Annotated in this window: 13 protein-coding genes and 2 pseudogenes; 12 read left to right on the top strand and 3 right to left on the bottom strand. The window is 71.5% G+C overall.

What is annotated here, in order from left to right:
• The first annotated feature begins 2 nt into the window (after positions 1–2).
• Entirely contained in the window at positions 3–1,139 is a 1,137-nt protein-coding gene (locus ACIG5F_RS17560; RefSeq protein ID WP_396518736.1) for an LLM class flavin-dependent oxidoreductase, read from the top strand.
• Positions 1,140–1,206: 67 nt separating this feature from the next.
• Positions 1,207–2,115 (top strand): zinc-binding dehydrogenase, encoded by a 909-nt coding sequence (locus tag ACIG5F_RS17555; protein ID WP_396518735.1) that lies wholly within the window; start codon positions 1,207–1,209, stop codon positions 2,113–2,115.
• 16 nt (positions 2,116–2,131) lie between these two features.
• Here the strand turns inward: ACIG5F_RS17555 and ACIG5F_RS17550 are convergent, their stop codons facing one another.
• Positions 2,132–3,649: a Na+/H+ antiporter gene (locus ACIG5F_RS17550; protein ID WP_396518734.1), complete on the bottom strand. Its 1,518-nt coding sequence runs from the start codon at positions 3,647–3,649 to the stop codon at positions 2,132–2,134.
• A gap of 77 nt (positions 3,650–3,726) precedes the next feature.
• Here ACIG5F_RS17550 and purD point away from each other — a divergent pair, with 77 nt between their 5' ends.
• From purD to ACIG5F_RS17500, 10 genes and pseudogenes are all read left to right on the top strand, one after another.
• Positions 3,727–4,986 (top strand): phosphoribosylamine--glycine ligase, encoded by a 1,260-nt coding sequence (gene purD / locus ACIG5F_RS17545; RefSeq protein WP_396518733.1) that lies wholly within the window; start codon positions 3,727–3,729, stop codon positions 4,984–4,986.
• A 107-nt stretch (positions 4,987–5,093) separates the two neighbouring features.
• Entirely contained in the window at positions 5,094–5,504 is a 411-nt protein-coding gene (locus ACIG5F_RS17540) for a hypothetical protein (RefSeq protein ID WP_396518732.1), read from the top strand.
• 32 nt (positions 5,505–5,536) lie between these two features.
• A complete protein-coding gene (locus ACIG5F_RS17535) occupies positions 5,537–6,103 on the top strand; it encodes a DUF3558 domain-containing protein (protein WP_396518731.1) in 567 nt (188 codons plus the stop codon).
• 14 nt (positions 6,104–6,117) lie between these two features.
• Complete coding sequence (locus ACIG5F_RS17530; RefSeq protein WP_396518730.1) at positions 6,118–7,308, top strand: hypothetical protein; 1,191 nt, start codon at positions 6,118–6,120, stop codon at positions 7,306–7,308.
• 6 nt (positions 7,309–7,314) lie between these two features.
• Positions 7,315–8,079, top strand: a complete 765-nt coding sequence (locus ACIG5F_RS17525; protein WP_396518729.1) for an ESX secretion-associated protein EspG — start codon at positions 7,315–7,317, stop codon at positions 8,077–8,079.
• A gap of 71 nt (positions 8,080–8,150) precedes the next feature.
• Positions 8,151–8,456: a hypothetical protein gene (locus ACIG5F_RS17520; protein ID WP_396518728.1), complete on the top strand. Its 306-nt coding sequence runs from the start codon at positions 8,151–8,153 to the stop codon at positions 8,454–8,456.
• Positions 8,453–8,758, top strand: a pseudogene (locus ACIG5F_RS17515) (WXG100 family type VII secretion target); the annotation flags it as partial. The gene ACIG5F_RS17520 and the pseudogene ACIG5F_RS17515, both read left to right, overlap by 4 nt.
• Positions 8,759–10,477: 1,719 nt before the next feature.
• Positions 10,478–10,693, top strand: a pseudogene (locus ACIG5F_RS17510) (transglycosylase SLT domain-containing protein); the annotation flags it as partial.
• A gap of 9 nt (positions 10,694–10,702) precedes the next feature.
• Positions 10,703–11,854 carry a pyridoxal phosphate-dependent aminotransferase gene (locus tag ACIG5F_RS17505; protein WP_396518727.1) on the top strand — a complete coding sequence of 384 codons (1,152 nt, stop codon included), beginning with the start codon at positions 10,703–10,705 and terminating at the stop codon, positions 11,852–11,854.
• Positions 11,855–11,967: 113 nt separating this feature from the next.
• The gene (locus ACIG5F_RS17500; protein ID WP_396518726.1) at positions 11,968–12,129 is read left to right on the top strand and encodes a hypothetical protein; all 162 of its coding nucleotides are present in this window, start codon (positions 11,968–11,970) and stop codon (positions 12,127–12,129) included.
• Here the strand turns inward: ACIG5F_RS17500 and ACIG5F_RS17495 are convergent.
• Both ACIG5F_RS17495 and ACIG5F_RS17490 read right to left on the bottom strand, forming a co-directional pair.
• Positions 12,107–12,712, bottom strand: a complete 606-nt coding sequence (locus ACIG5F_RS17495) for an HAD family hydrolase (protein ID WP_396518725.1) — start codon at positions 12,710–12,712, stop codon at positions 12,107–12,109. The genes ACIG5F_RS17500 and ACIG5F_RS17495 overlap by 23 nt on opposite strands.
• Positions 12,709–13,746 (bottom strand): threonine aldolase family protein, encoded by a 1,038-nt coding sequence (locus ACIG5F_RS17490; RefSeq protein WP_396518724.1) that lies wholly within the window; start codon positions 13,744–13,746, stop codon positions 12,709–12,711. The genes ACIG5F_RS17495 and ACIG5F_RS17490 overlap by 4 nt, the downstream gene beginning before the upstream one ends.
• Positions 13,747–13,757 lie beyond the last annotated feature (11 nt).

The raw sequence follows: 13,757 nt of genomic DNA, 5'->3' as shown, positions 1-13,757 counted from the left end.
CGATGAGCGTTGTCCTGCACTGGTTCCTGCCCACTTCGGGGGACGGCCGCACCATCGTCGACCGGTTCCACGGCTCGCAGGAGGCCGGCGCCCCGGCCCAGCGCGGCCCGGACATCGACTACCTGGCCCAGATCGCCCGCGCCGCCGAACAACTGGGCTTCGTCGGCGTGCTCACGCCGACCGGCACCTGGTGCGAGGACGCGTGGCTGACCACGGCCGCGCTGATCGCCCACACCGAGCGGCTCAAGTTCCTTGTCGCCTTCCGGCCCGGCACGGTGTCACCGACCCTGGCCGCCCAGATGGCCGCCACCTACCAACGCATCTCGCGCGGCCGGCTGCTGCTCAACGTGGTCACCGGCGGCGACGCGATCGAGCAGCAGCGCTTCGGCGACTGGCTGGAGCACGACCAGCGCTACGCCCGCACCGACGAGTTCCTGGCCATCGTGCGCAAGCTGTGGAGCGGCGCCCCGGTCGACTTCGACGGCCAGCACCTGAGCATCGCCGGCGGCCTGGTGCCGACGCCGCCGGACCCGCTGCCGCAGATCTACTTCGGCGGATCCTCCGACGCCGCCCTGCCCGTCGCCGCGCGGCACGTGGACGTGTACCTGACGTGGGGCGAGCCGCCGGCCCAGGTGGCCGAGAAGATCGCCCGCGTCCGGGAGTTGGCCGAGGCCCAGGGGCGGACCCTGCGGTTCGGCATCCGCCTGCACACGATCAGCCGGGACAGCTCGCGCGAGGCGTGGGCCGAGGCCGACCGGCTCGTCGAGGCGATCGACCCGGCCACGCTGGCCCGGGCCCAGTCGCAGCTGGGGGCCAGCCAGTCCGTCGGGCAGCAGCGCATGGTCGCCCTGCACGGCGGCCGGCTGGACAAACTGGAGATCTACCCCAACCTGTGGGCCGGCATCGGCCTGGTCCGCGGCGGGGCCGGCACCGCGCTGGTCGGCAGCCACCAGGAGGTGGCCGACCGGATCGAGGAGTACCACTCGCTCGGCGTCGAGGAGTTCATCTTCTCCGGCTACCCGCACCTGGAGGAGGCCTACTGGTTCGGCGAGGGCGTGCGGCCGGAGCTGGTCCGGCGCGGGCTGGTCGACGACACGGTGTCCACTTCAGCTCGCCGCGAACTCGTTCCCGCGCTGTAGCGGAAATAAGCCCCTGCGGGCCCGGGTTGGTCCCGTACGACAGCAGTCGAACAATTGGGGTGTTCAAATGCGTGCACTGCTCGTGGACTCGTCCGCCAAGACCGGGCTGCGGCTCGGCGAGGTCGCCGACCCGACGCCCGCGCCCAACCAGGTGCTCGTCGAGGTCAAGGCGATCTCGCTGAACTACGGCGACTCCGGCGGCGGCTACGGCGCCGAGGACGGCAAGGTCCAGGGCTGGGACGCGGCCGGCGTGGTGGTCAAGGCCGCCGCCGACGGCAGCGGGCCCGAAGTCGGCTCACGTGTGGTCACCTTCGGCTTCGGCGGTGGCGGCTGGGCGCAGCTGCGCGCCGTCGACACCGCCGAGCTGGCCGTGCTGCCCGACGGCGTCGACTTCGCCCAGGCCGCCGCGCTGCCGGTGGCCGCGGTGACGGCCCTGCGCGCCCTGCGGCGGTTCGGCTCCGTGCTCGGGCGTCGGATCCTCGTCACCGGCGCGGCCGGCGGTGTCGGCCGCTTCGGGGTGCAGCTGGCCGCGCAGTCCGGCGCGCACGTGATCGCGTCGGTCGGCAGCGTGGCCCGCGGCGAGGGGCTCAAGGAGCTCGGCGCGGCGGAAGTCATTGTCGGCGTTGAAGGTCTGGAAGGTCCGCTGCACGGCGTGCTGGACAACGTCGGCGGTCCCAACCAGGTCGTGGCCTACGGCCTGCTGGCCGAGGACGGCTCGATCCAGTCCATCGGCGCCACCTCCGGCGAGCCGGCCGTGTACCCGCCGTACGCCACCGTCGGCCCGCGCGGTCGGTTGGAGGGCTTCATGATGGGCGGCGGGCTGGGCGAGGACCTCGCCTACGTCACGTCGCTGGTCGGCGCGGGCCGGCTCGACGTGCAGATCGGCTTCCGGGGCAGCTGGGAGAACTTCGAGGACGCCATCGCCGCCCTGCTGGGCCGCAAGGTCGTCGGCAAGGCCGTGCTGGACGTCTCCTGAGACTCGGGGGCCGTGCTCACTCGCGGGTGAGCGCGGCCTCCTCCAGGTCCAGTTCCCGTTGCACCCGGCGGAAAACCTCGTCGTCGATCTCGTGCGCGTCGCGGGCCGCGAGGAACACCTCCCGCTCCGCCACCAACATCGTCAGGCGCAACTGCTTCCACCGGGCGGCGGTCGTCTCGCCCTTGGCCCGATGCTCGGCCAACGCCTTCAACCGCGCCACCACCGGCTCCGGCGCCTGCCCGTCAGCGGCCTCCGCCAGCCGGGCCACCGCCGCCTCGGCCGCCGTCGCCTTCACCTGCGCCTCGGCCGCCGTGTCGACGCGCTCGTCGTCGTTGCGCACGCCGAGCAGGCGGATCAGGCCCGGCAGCGAAAGTCCTTGCACCATCAGGGTTCCCACCGTGACGACAAACGTGCACAGCACGATCACGTCCCGGCCGGGCATGGTCAGCGGCAGCGCCGAGGCGGCGGCCAGCGACACCACACCCCGCATCCCGGTCCAGGCCACGATGAACACCGCCCGCGGGGCCGGGGCGTCTTCCCGGGCCCGGATCTTCGCCGACAACAGCCGTGGCACGTACGTGCCCGGGTACATCCACAAGATCCGGATCACCATCGCCGCCAGCAACACCACCAGCGCCGCGCCGAACAGCGGCCACGTCGCGCCGCTGTCGGCCAGCACGAAACGCAGCTGCAGGCCGATCAGCCCGAACACCCAGGACTCCAGCAGCAGGTCCACCGCGCGCCAGACCGCCGTCTCCTGCAACCGGGTCGCGTAGCCCGCGCGTGGCGCGTTGTGGCCCAGGTACAGGCCCGCCGCCACCACCGCCAGCACGCCCGAGGTCTGCGCCGCCTCCCCGATCAGGTACGCGCCGAACGGCACCAGCATGCCCAGGCCGCTCTCCAGCAGGCTGTCGCGCAGCCGCAGGCGGATCCAGTGCACCACCACGCCGATCAGGTAGCCGATCAGCGTGCCGCCCACCGATGCCGCCAGGAACGTCACGATGCCCGTACCCCACGACATCGCCTCGCCCGTGGCCGCCGCGACCGCCACCTTGTAGGCCGTCAGCGCCGTCGCGTCGTTGACCAGGCTCTCCCCCGTGAGCAAGGTCATGATCCGCCGCGGCAGGCCCAGCTTGCGGCCGATCGCCACCGCCGCCACCGCGTCCGGCGGGGCCACGAGCGCGCCCAGCACCAGCGCCGCCGGCAACGGCAGCGCCGGGATCACCAGGTGCGCCACCAGCCCCACGCCCAGCGTCGTGGCCAGCACCAAGCCCACCGCCAGCAGCGCGATCGGCCGGATGTTGCGGCGGATGTTGACGTAGGAGCTGTCCAGCGCCGAGGAGTAGAGCAGCGGCGGCAGCACGATCACCAGCACCAGCTCGGGCTCCAGCCGGAAGTCCGGCACGCCCGGCGCGAACGACACCGCCAGGCCCACCGCCACCAGCAGCAGCGGCGCCGGCCAGTCCAGCCGGCGGGCCACCGCCGTCACCGCCAGCGATCCGGCCAGCAGTAGGAGAATCTGCACACCTTCCACAGCGGGAGCGTATTGAGGACCGCCGGGTTCCGTGCGCCGGCCGCCGGCCTCCGACCGCACCTGTAGGCTGTTCGGTCGTGCGCGTCCTCGTCATCGGGTCTGGTGCCCGGGAGCATGCCCTGTTGCTGGCGTTGGCCAAAGACCCGGCCGTGACCGCGTTGGCCTGCGCCCCCGGCAACGCCGGCACCTCGGCCGTGTCCGAGACCTACGGTGTCGACCTCACCGACCCGACCGGCGTGGCCGCCCTGGCCAAGGAGTGGAACGCCGACCTGGTGGTGATCGGGCCCGAGGTGCCGCTGGTCGCCGGGGCCGCCGACCCCGTGCGCGACGCCGGCATCCCGTGCTTCGGGCCGTCCAAGGAGGCCGCCCGGATCGAGGGCTCCAAGGCCTTCGCCAAGGACGTCATGCTCGCCGCCGACGTGCCGACCGCCCGCAGCGAGATCGTCGACACCCCCGCTCGGCTCGACGCCGCCCTGCGCCGCTTCGGGCCCACCTGGGTCGTCAAGGACGACGGTCTGGCCGCCGGCAAGGGCGTCGTCGTCACCAAGGACTACGACGTCGCTCGGGCCCATGCCATGCACCTGCTCGACGGTGGGCACCCCGTGCTGCTCGAGTCCTTCCTGGACGGTCCCGAGGCCTCCCTGTTCTGCGTCGTCGACGGCGCCACCGTCGTTCCCCTGCTGCCCGCCCAGGACTTCAAGCGCGTCGGCGACAACGACGCCGGGCCCAACACCGGTGGCATGGGCGCTTACAGCCCGCTGCCCTGGGCCCCCACCGACCTCGTCGACGACGTCGTCGCCCGCTGCGTGCAGCCCGTCGTCGACGAGCTCGCCTCCCGTGGGGCCCCCTTCTCCGGGCTCCTCTACTGCGGCCTCGCCCTGACCTCGTCCGGTCCGCAGGTCATCGAGTTCAACTGCCGCTTCGGCGACCCCGAGACCCAGGCCGTGCTGGCCCTGCTCAAGACCCCCATCGCCGGCCTCTTCCTGGCCGCCGCCGAGGGCCGTCTCGCCACCCATCCCGCCCTCGAGTGGGAGGACGGGGCCGCCGTCACCGTCGTCATCGCCGCCGAGGGCTACCCCGGCCGTCCCCGCACCGGCGACGTCATCACCGGCGCCGAGCTCGACGGCGTCCTCCACGCCGGCACCCGCCGCCGCGACGACGGAGCCGTCGTCTCCGCCGGCGGCCGTGTGCTCTCCGTGGTCGGCACCGGCCCCACCCTCGCCGCCGCCCGCGCCGATGCATACCGCCTCGTCGACCGTGTCGAGCTCACCGGCTCCCACCACCGCACCGACATCGCCCTCAAGGCCGTCGACGGTGAGGTTCGCATCCCCTCCTAGGGAACCCCCGCACCCCCTCCCACGTCGAACACAGGCACGGCACACACCATCGTTGGTAGCCTGCGAACCGGGTCCGACTAGTCACGAAGCGTGCGGGGGCGGTCTTCATGGAAAAGGCGGAACAGGTCGGCGCCGACCTCGGCGTCATCAACGCCATCACGGCGCCGTTCGCTCCGGTCGCCGACGAGTACGCCGGCATCGCCGGCGGCCAGATCACGGTCAACCACGACACGGTCCTGCAAGCCGGAAAGATCATTCAGCAGCAGGTCGACCAACTGAACGCGATCACCCGACCCAAGCTGCTCAACATCGACACGGGTGTGCTCGGCAACGATCTGGTCAGCCAGGCGGCGACCGAGGAATGGTCCAAGCTCCTGGCGACCAATGAGGACTCGTACACGAACCGGATCGGCCAGTACATCGACGGCCTCGAGAAGCTGGCCGAACAGCTCAGGACTGCGGCGCAGCAGTACGGCTTCACCGAGGAGCAGATCAAAGACGCGTTTGGAGCCAAGTAGTGCGAGTCGGTACTCGAGTCGGTGTCGCGGTCGTGCTGGTCGGCGTTGCGGCGGCCGGCTGCACAACCCAGGATCCAGGCACCGCGAGCCCCGGATCGACCTCGACGGCGGGCAGCCCGTCGGTATCGGTTCCCGCGCGCCCGAAGAACCTGAACGTGGCGAATGTCGACCCGTGCACGGTGCTGTCCGCCGACCAGATGGCACAGCTCAAGGTCAAGAGCAGCGCTCCTGGCCCTGGATGGGACCAGACCGGTGCGACATCGAGTTGCTCGTTCCAGGTGACCGACCCGGTCGCCTACACCATGAGTTTGCGGCTCGACCCGAAGCGTGGCATCGATTACTGGCTCACCTATACCGGCACCTGGACGGCTCGGCAGACCACGGTGTCGTCGTTTCCGGCGGTGCAGACCATCGTGAAGGGCGACAACTGGGACACCGCGGTCGGCCACCGTTGCGAGACGATAGTCAGCACGGCCGACGGACAGGAGCTGGTCGCCGCGGTCCTGCCGCACAGCGGCAATCTCAGCAACACCCAGATGCTTGACCTGTCGAAGCAATTGGCCAGCCTGGCGTTGGCGACGTTGCAGGCGAAGAGCTAGGGCGGAGGACGACCATGGCATCGAAGCTGGGTGACATCCGATTCGAGGGTTTCTCCAACGCGCAACTCGCGGATCAGGTGAACAAGCTGAAAGAAGGACAGGGTGCCGCCGCGTTGCACCCGGTCATCGACGCGCTACACAGCATCGCCCAGGACCTCGACGCCACGAACCAGATCCTCACCACGCAACTCGGCAAGATCGGGATCGACTGGCAGAGTGTGGCCGGCCAAGGTGGCCACCAGGTGTTGACCTCGACGGTGAATTACGGTGACCAATCGCAGTACCACATTGACACCGCGAACTCCGGGCTGACGACGCAGAGCGATTCCTATGCGGTGGCGAAGAGCGCGCCGGCGCCGTCCAGCGACACCAACAAGACCTTTGTCGACAACGCGGCTGGCTTCTTCGGGTATCAGACCGACCATGCCAAGGACGTCGAGCAGGCGCAGGCCGACCGCGATCAGGCGATCCAGCAGCTGAATGGCTATCAGCAGAACTCCGCCGATGCGATTGCCAGCACTACGCCGATGAGTGCGCCGCCGACCATCGGGTTGACGGCGCAGCCGGTGCAGGGCACGTCGATCGGGCAGGTGGGCTACAGCGGAACGGCCGGGGGCTATGCGGGCCCGGGCGGCGGTGGCTATGGCGGCGGGGGCTACTCCCAGGTGGGAGGCCCAGGCGGCGGCGGATATGCGGCGCCGGGGGCGGTTCCTGGGGGCGGCGCGGGTGGCGTGCCGGGGCCGGGGGGCGTGTCGGGGGTGGGCCCGGGAATGGGTCGGCTGCCGAGCGCGATGCCGCCGGCGGCGGCAGCGGCGAGTGGGCTGCTGGCGGAGGAAGTGGGGCTGGGGGCGGCGCTGGCCGGAGGCGCGGGGGCGGTGGCGGCGGGGGCCAGGAGTGGCAACCCGAGCACGATCGTGCGAGGCGGCGGGACGAGCGGGGCCCCCGGGGAGAAGGCGAACACGCCGAGCAAGGCGAGCGCCACTGCCGGGGCGATCGACGAGGAGCAGGCGGCGCAGGCGAGGGCGGCGGAGCGGATCGCGCCGGGCAAGCCGGGGGCGTCGATGATGCAGCCGGGAGCGGCCGGCGGCCGGGGCAAGAAGGAAGAGGACAGCGAGCACGACCGGAAGTACACGGTCGAGGAGGACCTGTTCGGCGAGCAGCGGATGGTGGCGCCGACGGTGCTCGGCGAGGACCCGGACGCGTAGCCGGCGATGGAGCCGACGGTTCTGTCCCTCCTGGACTTCGACGTGCTGTGGGAGAGCGAACGCTTTCCCCGCCGGCACGTGGCGCTGAACGTGCCGAGCCCGGGGACGACGCACACGGAGCGAGCCCGGATCGTCGCGGACGCGTGGCGGTCGCTGGAGCAGCGGGGCCTGGCCGAGCACGGCCGGGCCACCCCGGACGTGTCCGACGACCTGGCGCTGCTGGCCTACCCGAGGCGGGCGGTCTACGGCTTCGTCTGGGCCCCGGATCGCAAGATCACGCTGCTGGCGGCCTCGAACGGGAACAGCGCGCTGATGGGCGTGGTGGACGGCGACGAGGTGTGGCTGATCCGCACCCGTGACGACGCGATCGCCGACGCGGCGGTGTCGGTGGCGGGCGAGATGCCGCCGGGCCCGGGCCAGTCGGTGAGCCTGCCGACGAAGCTGCTGACCAGCGCGGACAGCCGGGCCCATGGCGATCCGCAGCGGCTGGTGCTGGAGCTGACCGACGAGGACGTGCCGCTGGCCCAGGCCCAGACCCTGGTCGGCATGGTGGCGGGCATGACCACCCGGGGCCAGTTCGGGGTGGAGACGGCCCGCGGCGCGGAGCGGCCCCGGCGGGCGGACCGGGTGGTGGCCTTCCACGACACCCCGAACGGGCGCTACCTGCATCTGGTGAAACCCAGCGCGGACCGCACGGAGTGGAGCACCATCACACCGGCGGACAACCAGCGGCTGGTGGTCAGCGTCCGGGAGCTGCTCGACGAGGTCTGATCACCCGTCGGGCTGAATCTGGAACCGCGAGGCCGAGCCGCCCGTCAGAGTTACGCGAGAAGGGGGGCGCCGTGACGGCCACGAAGTACAACTGGGACGCCATCGAGGCCTGCCGCAGCGCCATGAACGCCCAGGCCGGCCAGTACGGCGGCGTCGGCGACGGCTTCCAGGGCGGCGCGACCAGCGCTGACGTGTTCGGCAAGCTGACCGCGTCGGCCGGCTTCGCGAGCGCGATCGACGGCTTCGCGAGCACGGTGCACGGCGAGCTGCAGGCGGCGGAGAACCTGCTGCGCAAGGTCGAGTCCGCGCTGGACTCGATCGAGACGGCGATGCAGGACCAGGAGAAGCAGAACGCGAGGGGACTGACGGCGACATGAGCGCTGCCGACGACGTCGCGGGCCTGCCCGGTGGCGGCGAGGTCGCCGAGATCGCCCGCAAGGTGGAGACGGCCCAGCCGCAGTCCATTCGGGACACGGCCACGCACTGGCGGGACGCCGCGACCAAATGTGACGGCCAGGGCAAGTCGGTGACCTCGGCGGTGACCGCATTGGACGGCGCGTGGGCCGGCGGCTCGGCCGACGCCTTCACGGCCTACATGGGCAACTTCGGCAAGGCCGGCACCTCCCTGTCGGAGGCGCTGACCAACGCCGCGGCGGCGCTGGAGTCGGCGGCCGGCGTGCTGGAGCAGGCCAAGTCCGCTGTGGACAGTCGCTGCGAGGGTCTGCTGGGCGAGGTCCGCACGTGGGACGCGGCGCACCCGCAGCCCAAGGACGGCGAGCGCGAGGCGGCGATCAAGCCGTTGTGCGACGCGGCCAAGGGTGACGTGCAGAAGGCCGTCGACACGGCTAACAACGAACTGAGCAACGCTCTCAACCAGCTCAAGGGCGCCACGAACGTCGGCACGAAGTTCTCGACGCTGCCGGCCCCGGGCGACCAGTCCTTCTCGCCGGGCCCCGGCCGCACCATCGACTGGAAGGCCAAGCCGGATCCCGGCCCGGCCGCCACGGCCACGCAGGGCGCCGAGCACCACGCGCCCGGCGGCGGTGGTGGCGGGGGCGGGGGCGGGGGCAGCTATGGCGGGGGCGACGGTGGTGGCGGGGGCGGCGGCCTCGGCCCCAGCGGCGGCCCACCGGCCGGCGGGGGCGGCCCGGCCCCGCAGGGCCAGGTGAAGGAGTGGATCGAGGAGGCGATGAAGATCCTCCAGGAGAACGGCGTCGACACCTCGAAGATGAGCGAGAACGACATCTGGGCGATCATCCAGCACGAGTCCGGCGGCAACCCGCACGCGATCAACATGTGGGACTGCGTGCCCCTGGACACGATGATCCTCACTCGCCGGGGTTGGTTGAAGCACGACGAGGTCCGGGCGGGTGACCTGACGATCGGCTACGACCCGGTCGCCCGCCACAGCGGCTGGACGCGGATCACGCGAGTGGTCCGTCACGCCAACGCGCCGCTGGTGCGAATCGGCAACTCCCGTTGGCACGCCACCACGACGCCGAACCACCGATGGCTGACGTGGCCTCGGGTCTCGTGGCGGCAGGACGGGTTGCCTGCGGTGTGCCCCGAGTGCGGATGGACGTCCCGGTCGGTGGAGCACGCGGTGAACGGCGTCGCTGTTCACCGGCACAAGATCCACGGCGTGGTCGCGCCGCCGCAACGGCATGGCAATGCGACCGACCCGCGGTTCGTCGAGACCGCGGACATCGGCAGTCGCGATCGCCTCATGCTGTCCGCGCCTGCTCGGACGGACTCGTGCCTGGATGTCTCGATCCGTGAAGCGGCGATCCTCGGGTGGATCGCGGGTGACGGCCACGTGGAGTCCCGCAAGCACAGGCCGTCGATGAGCATCGCGCAGTCCAAGCCCGCCATGGTGGAAAAGCTCGTCAGGCTGCTCGACGGCGTGCCGCACGCGGTGTACGTCGATGATCGAGGCGGTTGCGGACCCCGTCACCAGTTCCGCTTCGACCATCGCTACACCCAGGACTTGCTGCTGAGGGCTGGGCACCCGAAGGCCGCCGCAGTGGAGCAGGTCCTAGCGATGTCCACGGACCAGCGCGTCGCCTGGCTGGAGGCGCTGACGGACGCCGAGGGCAGCGCGATCACCGGCCCTGGCTACACAAAACCGCAGGTGGTGATCTACCAGGCCCCGGGAACGGTGCTCGACGCGGCGACGCTTGCCACCTATCTGTCCGGCGCCCGGCCTCGAGTGCTGCACACGCGCCGAACGGTCGACCGCGACCGCTGGCAACCTGAGGCCTCGGTCCGGCCGAACACGCCGGTCGTCACGGGCGCGTTCCTGCGTAAGGAGGACTTCGGCCGAGCCGATGTCTGGTGCGTCACGACCGAACTGGGCACGTGGACGGCGCGTGAAGGCGACCACGTGTTTCTCACGGGGAACTCCAACGCCAAGGCGGGCCACCCGTCCAAGGGCCTGATGCAGTGCATCGACTCCACGTTCCAGTCGAACAAGCTGCCCGGCCACGACGACATCTACAACCCGGTGGACAACATCATCGCCGGCGTCCGCTACTCGATCGCCCGCTACGGCTCGGTGTCCAACGTGCCGGGCATCCGCTCCATGTCGCACGGAGGCGCGTACCAGGGCTATTAAGGTGTCGACATGGTCGTCGCCAGGCGTGCGGATGTGCCGCCGTTTCACGTGATGGACGTGGTGTCCGCCGCCGCCGAGCGGCAGCGGACCCACGGTGACGTGCTGTCGCTGGCCGCGGGCCAGCCTTCCACGCCCGCGCCGGCCCCGGTGCTGGCGGCGGCGCACCGCGCGCTGGAGACGCAGCCCTTCGGCTACACCGAACAGCTCGGCATCCCGGAGCTGCGCACGGCCATCGCCGGCCACTACAAGACGCGCTACGACCTGGATGTGTCGCCGGAGTCGGTGGTGGTGACCACCGGCTCGTCCGGCGCCTTCCTGTCGGCGTTCCTGGCCGCCTTCGACGCCGGCGACCGGGTGGCGCTGCCCCGGCCGGGTTATCCGGCGTACCGCAACATCCTGGCCGCGCTGGGCTGCGAGGTCGTGGACCTGCCGTGCGGGCCGGAGACCGACTTCAAGCCGACGGTCGAGATGCTGGCCGCCCAGGGACCGCTGCGGGGCGTGGTGATCGCCAGCCCGGCCAACCCGACCGGCACCGTGCTCGAGGCGGCCCGGCTGGCCGAGTTGGCGGCGTGGTGCGAGGCCAACGGCGTGCGCCTGGTCAGCGACGAGATCTACCACGGCATCAGCTACGGCGAGCAGCTCGACTGCGCCTGGCGGACCTCCCGCGAGGCCATCGTGGTGAACAGCTTCTCCAAGTACTTCTCGATGACCGGCTGGCGGCTGGGCTGGATGCTGGCCCCGGACGAGCTGGTCCGGCCGGTGGACCGGCTGACCGGCAACTTCACCCTGTGCCCGCCCGCGCCCAGCCAGCACGCCGCGGTCGAGGCGTTCACGCCCGAGTCGTACGCCGAGGTCGACGCGCACGTGGAGCGCTACCGGGCCAATCGGGACCTGCTGGTCAAGGGCCTCGGCGAACTGGGCATCGACAAACTCGCCCCGGCCGACGGCGCGTTCTACGTGTACGCCGACGTCTCGCACCTGACCGACGACTCGATGGCCTGGTGCAAGCGGCTGCTGGCCGAGACCGGCCTGGCCATCGTGCCGGGCATCGACTTCGACCCGGTGCACGGCGACCGGTTCGTGCGGCTGTCCTTCGCCGGCGCCATGCTGGACATGGAGCGGGCCCTGGAGCGGCTCGCCGGGTGGCTCCCCAGGACCTGACGCCCCTACATCAGGGCGACCCTGATCTGTCCCTGATCTGGGGCCGAAAAGCCTCCGACCGTCAGACCCGGATGGCAGGCTGGTGCCAAGGCAAACCGCTGAAGGAGACCGCCATGTTGTTCGTGGGCATCATCGCCGTGCTGCTGATCGTCTGGCTGGCCATCACGGTGCTCGGCGCCGTGCTCAAGGGCCTGTTCTGGCTCGCCATCATCGGCGGCCTGCTGTTCATCGCGACCGCCGCGTACGGCGCGATCAAGAACCGTTCGCGAACCTGATCAGCGTCGGGGCCAGCTCCTCGGCCGAGGTCCACAGGTGGGCCGACAGCCCGACGGCCTTGGCCCCGTCCACGTTGACCTGACGGTCGTCCACGAATAGGCAGTCCGCCGCCTCGGCCCCGAGGGTGCCGAGCAGGGACCGGTAGATCTCGGCGTCCGGCTTGGCCATCCGCAGGTCGCCGGAGAACACCACGTGCGTGAAGTGCTCGGCCCACGGCTGGCGCTCGGCCACCCGGCCGAACGAGCCGGGGGCGTTGGACAGCAGCGCCAGCCGGGCGCCCATGCCGGCGAGCCGGCCGAGCAGCTTCACGGTGTCCTCGTCGGTGGGCAGCCAGCCCTCGATGTCCATCCGGGTCAGCTCGTCGGACAGCGCGTCGTCCACCTCGACGCCGACCGGCCCGCAGACCGCCCGCCAGTAGTCGATGTCCGGGCAGCCGCGGTCGTAGGCCTCGCGCGCGGGCCAGTAGTGCGGCTCGAAGACCTCGGCGGCCACGCCGACGCGGGCCGCCATCGCCGGAACCGCCTGCGTGTGCCGGCTGATCACGCCGCCGTAGTCGAAGACCAGCCAGGGCTCGTTGCTCAACTCGCGCTCCCGATTCGGTGCAGGGCTTCCTTGACGTCGGCGGTGCTGAGGTCCCGATGGGTGACGAAGCGGACCTGGCCGGACATCGGCCCGGTCTGGATGCCAAGGCGGCCCAGCATCTTGATGGCGTTGCGCACGTCCGGCACGGCGGCCAGCACGATGTTGGTCTCCGGGGTCCGCACGCTCCAGCCGAGCTCGGTGAGGCCCTCGGCCAGCAGCTTGGCGTTGGCGTGGTCGTCGGCCAGCGCGTCGATCCGGTCCAGCGCGACCAGCCCGGCCGCGGCCATGATGCCGCCCTGCCGCACGCCGCCGCCCAGCATCTTGCGCACCCGGCGCGCCTCGACGACGAACTCCTCGGTGCCGGCGACGGCCGAGCCGACCGGCGCGCCCAGGCCCTTGCTCAGGCACACCTGCACGCTGTCGACGCCGACGGCCAGCTCGGCCGGGGCGACGCCGAGCGCCACCGAGGCGTTCCACAGGCGGGCGCCGTCCAGGTGCACGCGCAGCCGGCATTCCCGCGCGGCGGCGACGAGTTGCATGTGCGCCTCGAGCGGCATCACGGCCCCGCCGGCGGCGTTGTGGGTGTTCTCCAGCGACAGCAGGGTGGTGTGCAGGCCGTCGTAGCGCGGCTCGTTGCCGGCGACGTCGTGGATGGCCGCGGCCGACATCCGGCCGGGGCCGGCGTCCCAGTCCATCGGGTGCGGCATGCCGCCGGCGATCCAGGCGGCGGTGCCGAGTTCGGCGTCCAGCACGTGCGACCCGGTCGCGGCCAGGAACCGGTCGCCCTTGCGCAGCTGGAGGAACAGCGCGATCAGGTTGCCCATGCTGCCGCTGGGCACCCACAGCGCGGCCTCGGCGCCGAGCAGCCCGGCCACCCGCTCCTCGAGGGCGCGCATCGTGGGGTCGTGTTCGAGCACGTCATCGGCCACCTCGGCGGAGGCCATCGCGGCGCGCATCGCCTCGTCCGGCTTGGTGACGGTGTCCGAGCGGAAGTCGAGCAGCGGCTGCTGGGTCACGGTCGGATCACACCACATCGGGTAAAGGG

Source organism: Kutzneria sp. NPDC052558, from assembly GCF_044547355.1.
In the GTDB taxonomy this organism is placed as follows: Bacteria; Actinomycetota; Actinomycetes; order Mycobacteriales; family Pseudonocardiaceae; genus Kutzneria.
This window is presented reverse-complemented; position numbering and strand designations above follow the sequence as displayed.

Coding starts and splice junctions, on each gene's coding strand:
- ACIG5F_RS17560 (WP_396518736.1), top strand. CDS start 3: ATGAGCGTTGTCCTGCACTGGTTCCTGCCCACTTCGGGGGACGGCCGC.
- ACIG5F_RS17555 (WP_396518735.1), top strand. CDS start 1,207: ATGCGTGCACTGCTCGTGGACTCGTCCGCCAAGACCGGGCTGCGGCTC.
- ACIG5F_RS17540 (WP_396518732.1), top strand. CDS start 5,094: ATGGAAAAGGCGGAACAGGTCGGCGCCGACCTCGGCGTCATCAACGCC.
- ACIG5F_RS17530 (WP_396518730.1), top strand. CDS start 6,118: ATGGCATCGAAGCTGGGTGACATCCGATTCGAGGGTTTCTCCAACGCG.
- ACIG5F_RS17525 (WP_396518729.1), top strand. CDS start 7,315: ATGGAGCCGACGGTTCTGTCCCTCCTGGACTTCGACGTGCTGTGGGAG.
- ACIG5F_RS17505 (WP_396518727.1), top strand. CDS start 10,703: ATGGTCGTCGCCAGGCGTGCGGATGTGCCGCCGTTTCACGTGATGGAC.
- ACIG5F_RS17500 (WP_396518726.1), top strand. CDS start 11,968: ATGTTGTTCGTGGGCATCATCGCCGTGCTGCTGATCGTCTGGCTGGCC.
- ACIG5F_RS17490 (WP_396518724.1), bottom strand. CDS start 13,746: ATGTGGTGTGATCCGACCGTGACCCAGCAGCCGCTGCTCGACTTCCGC.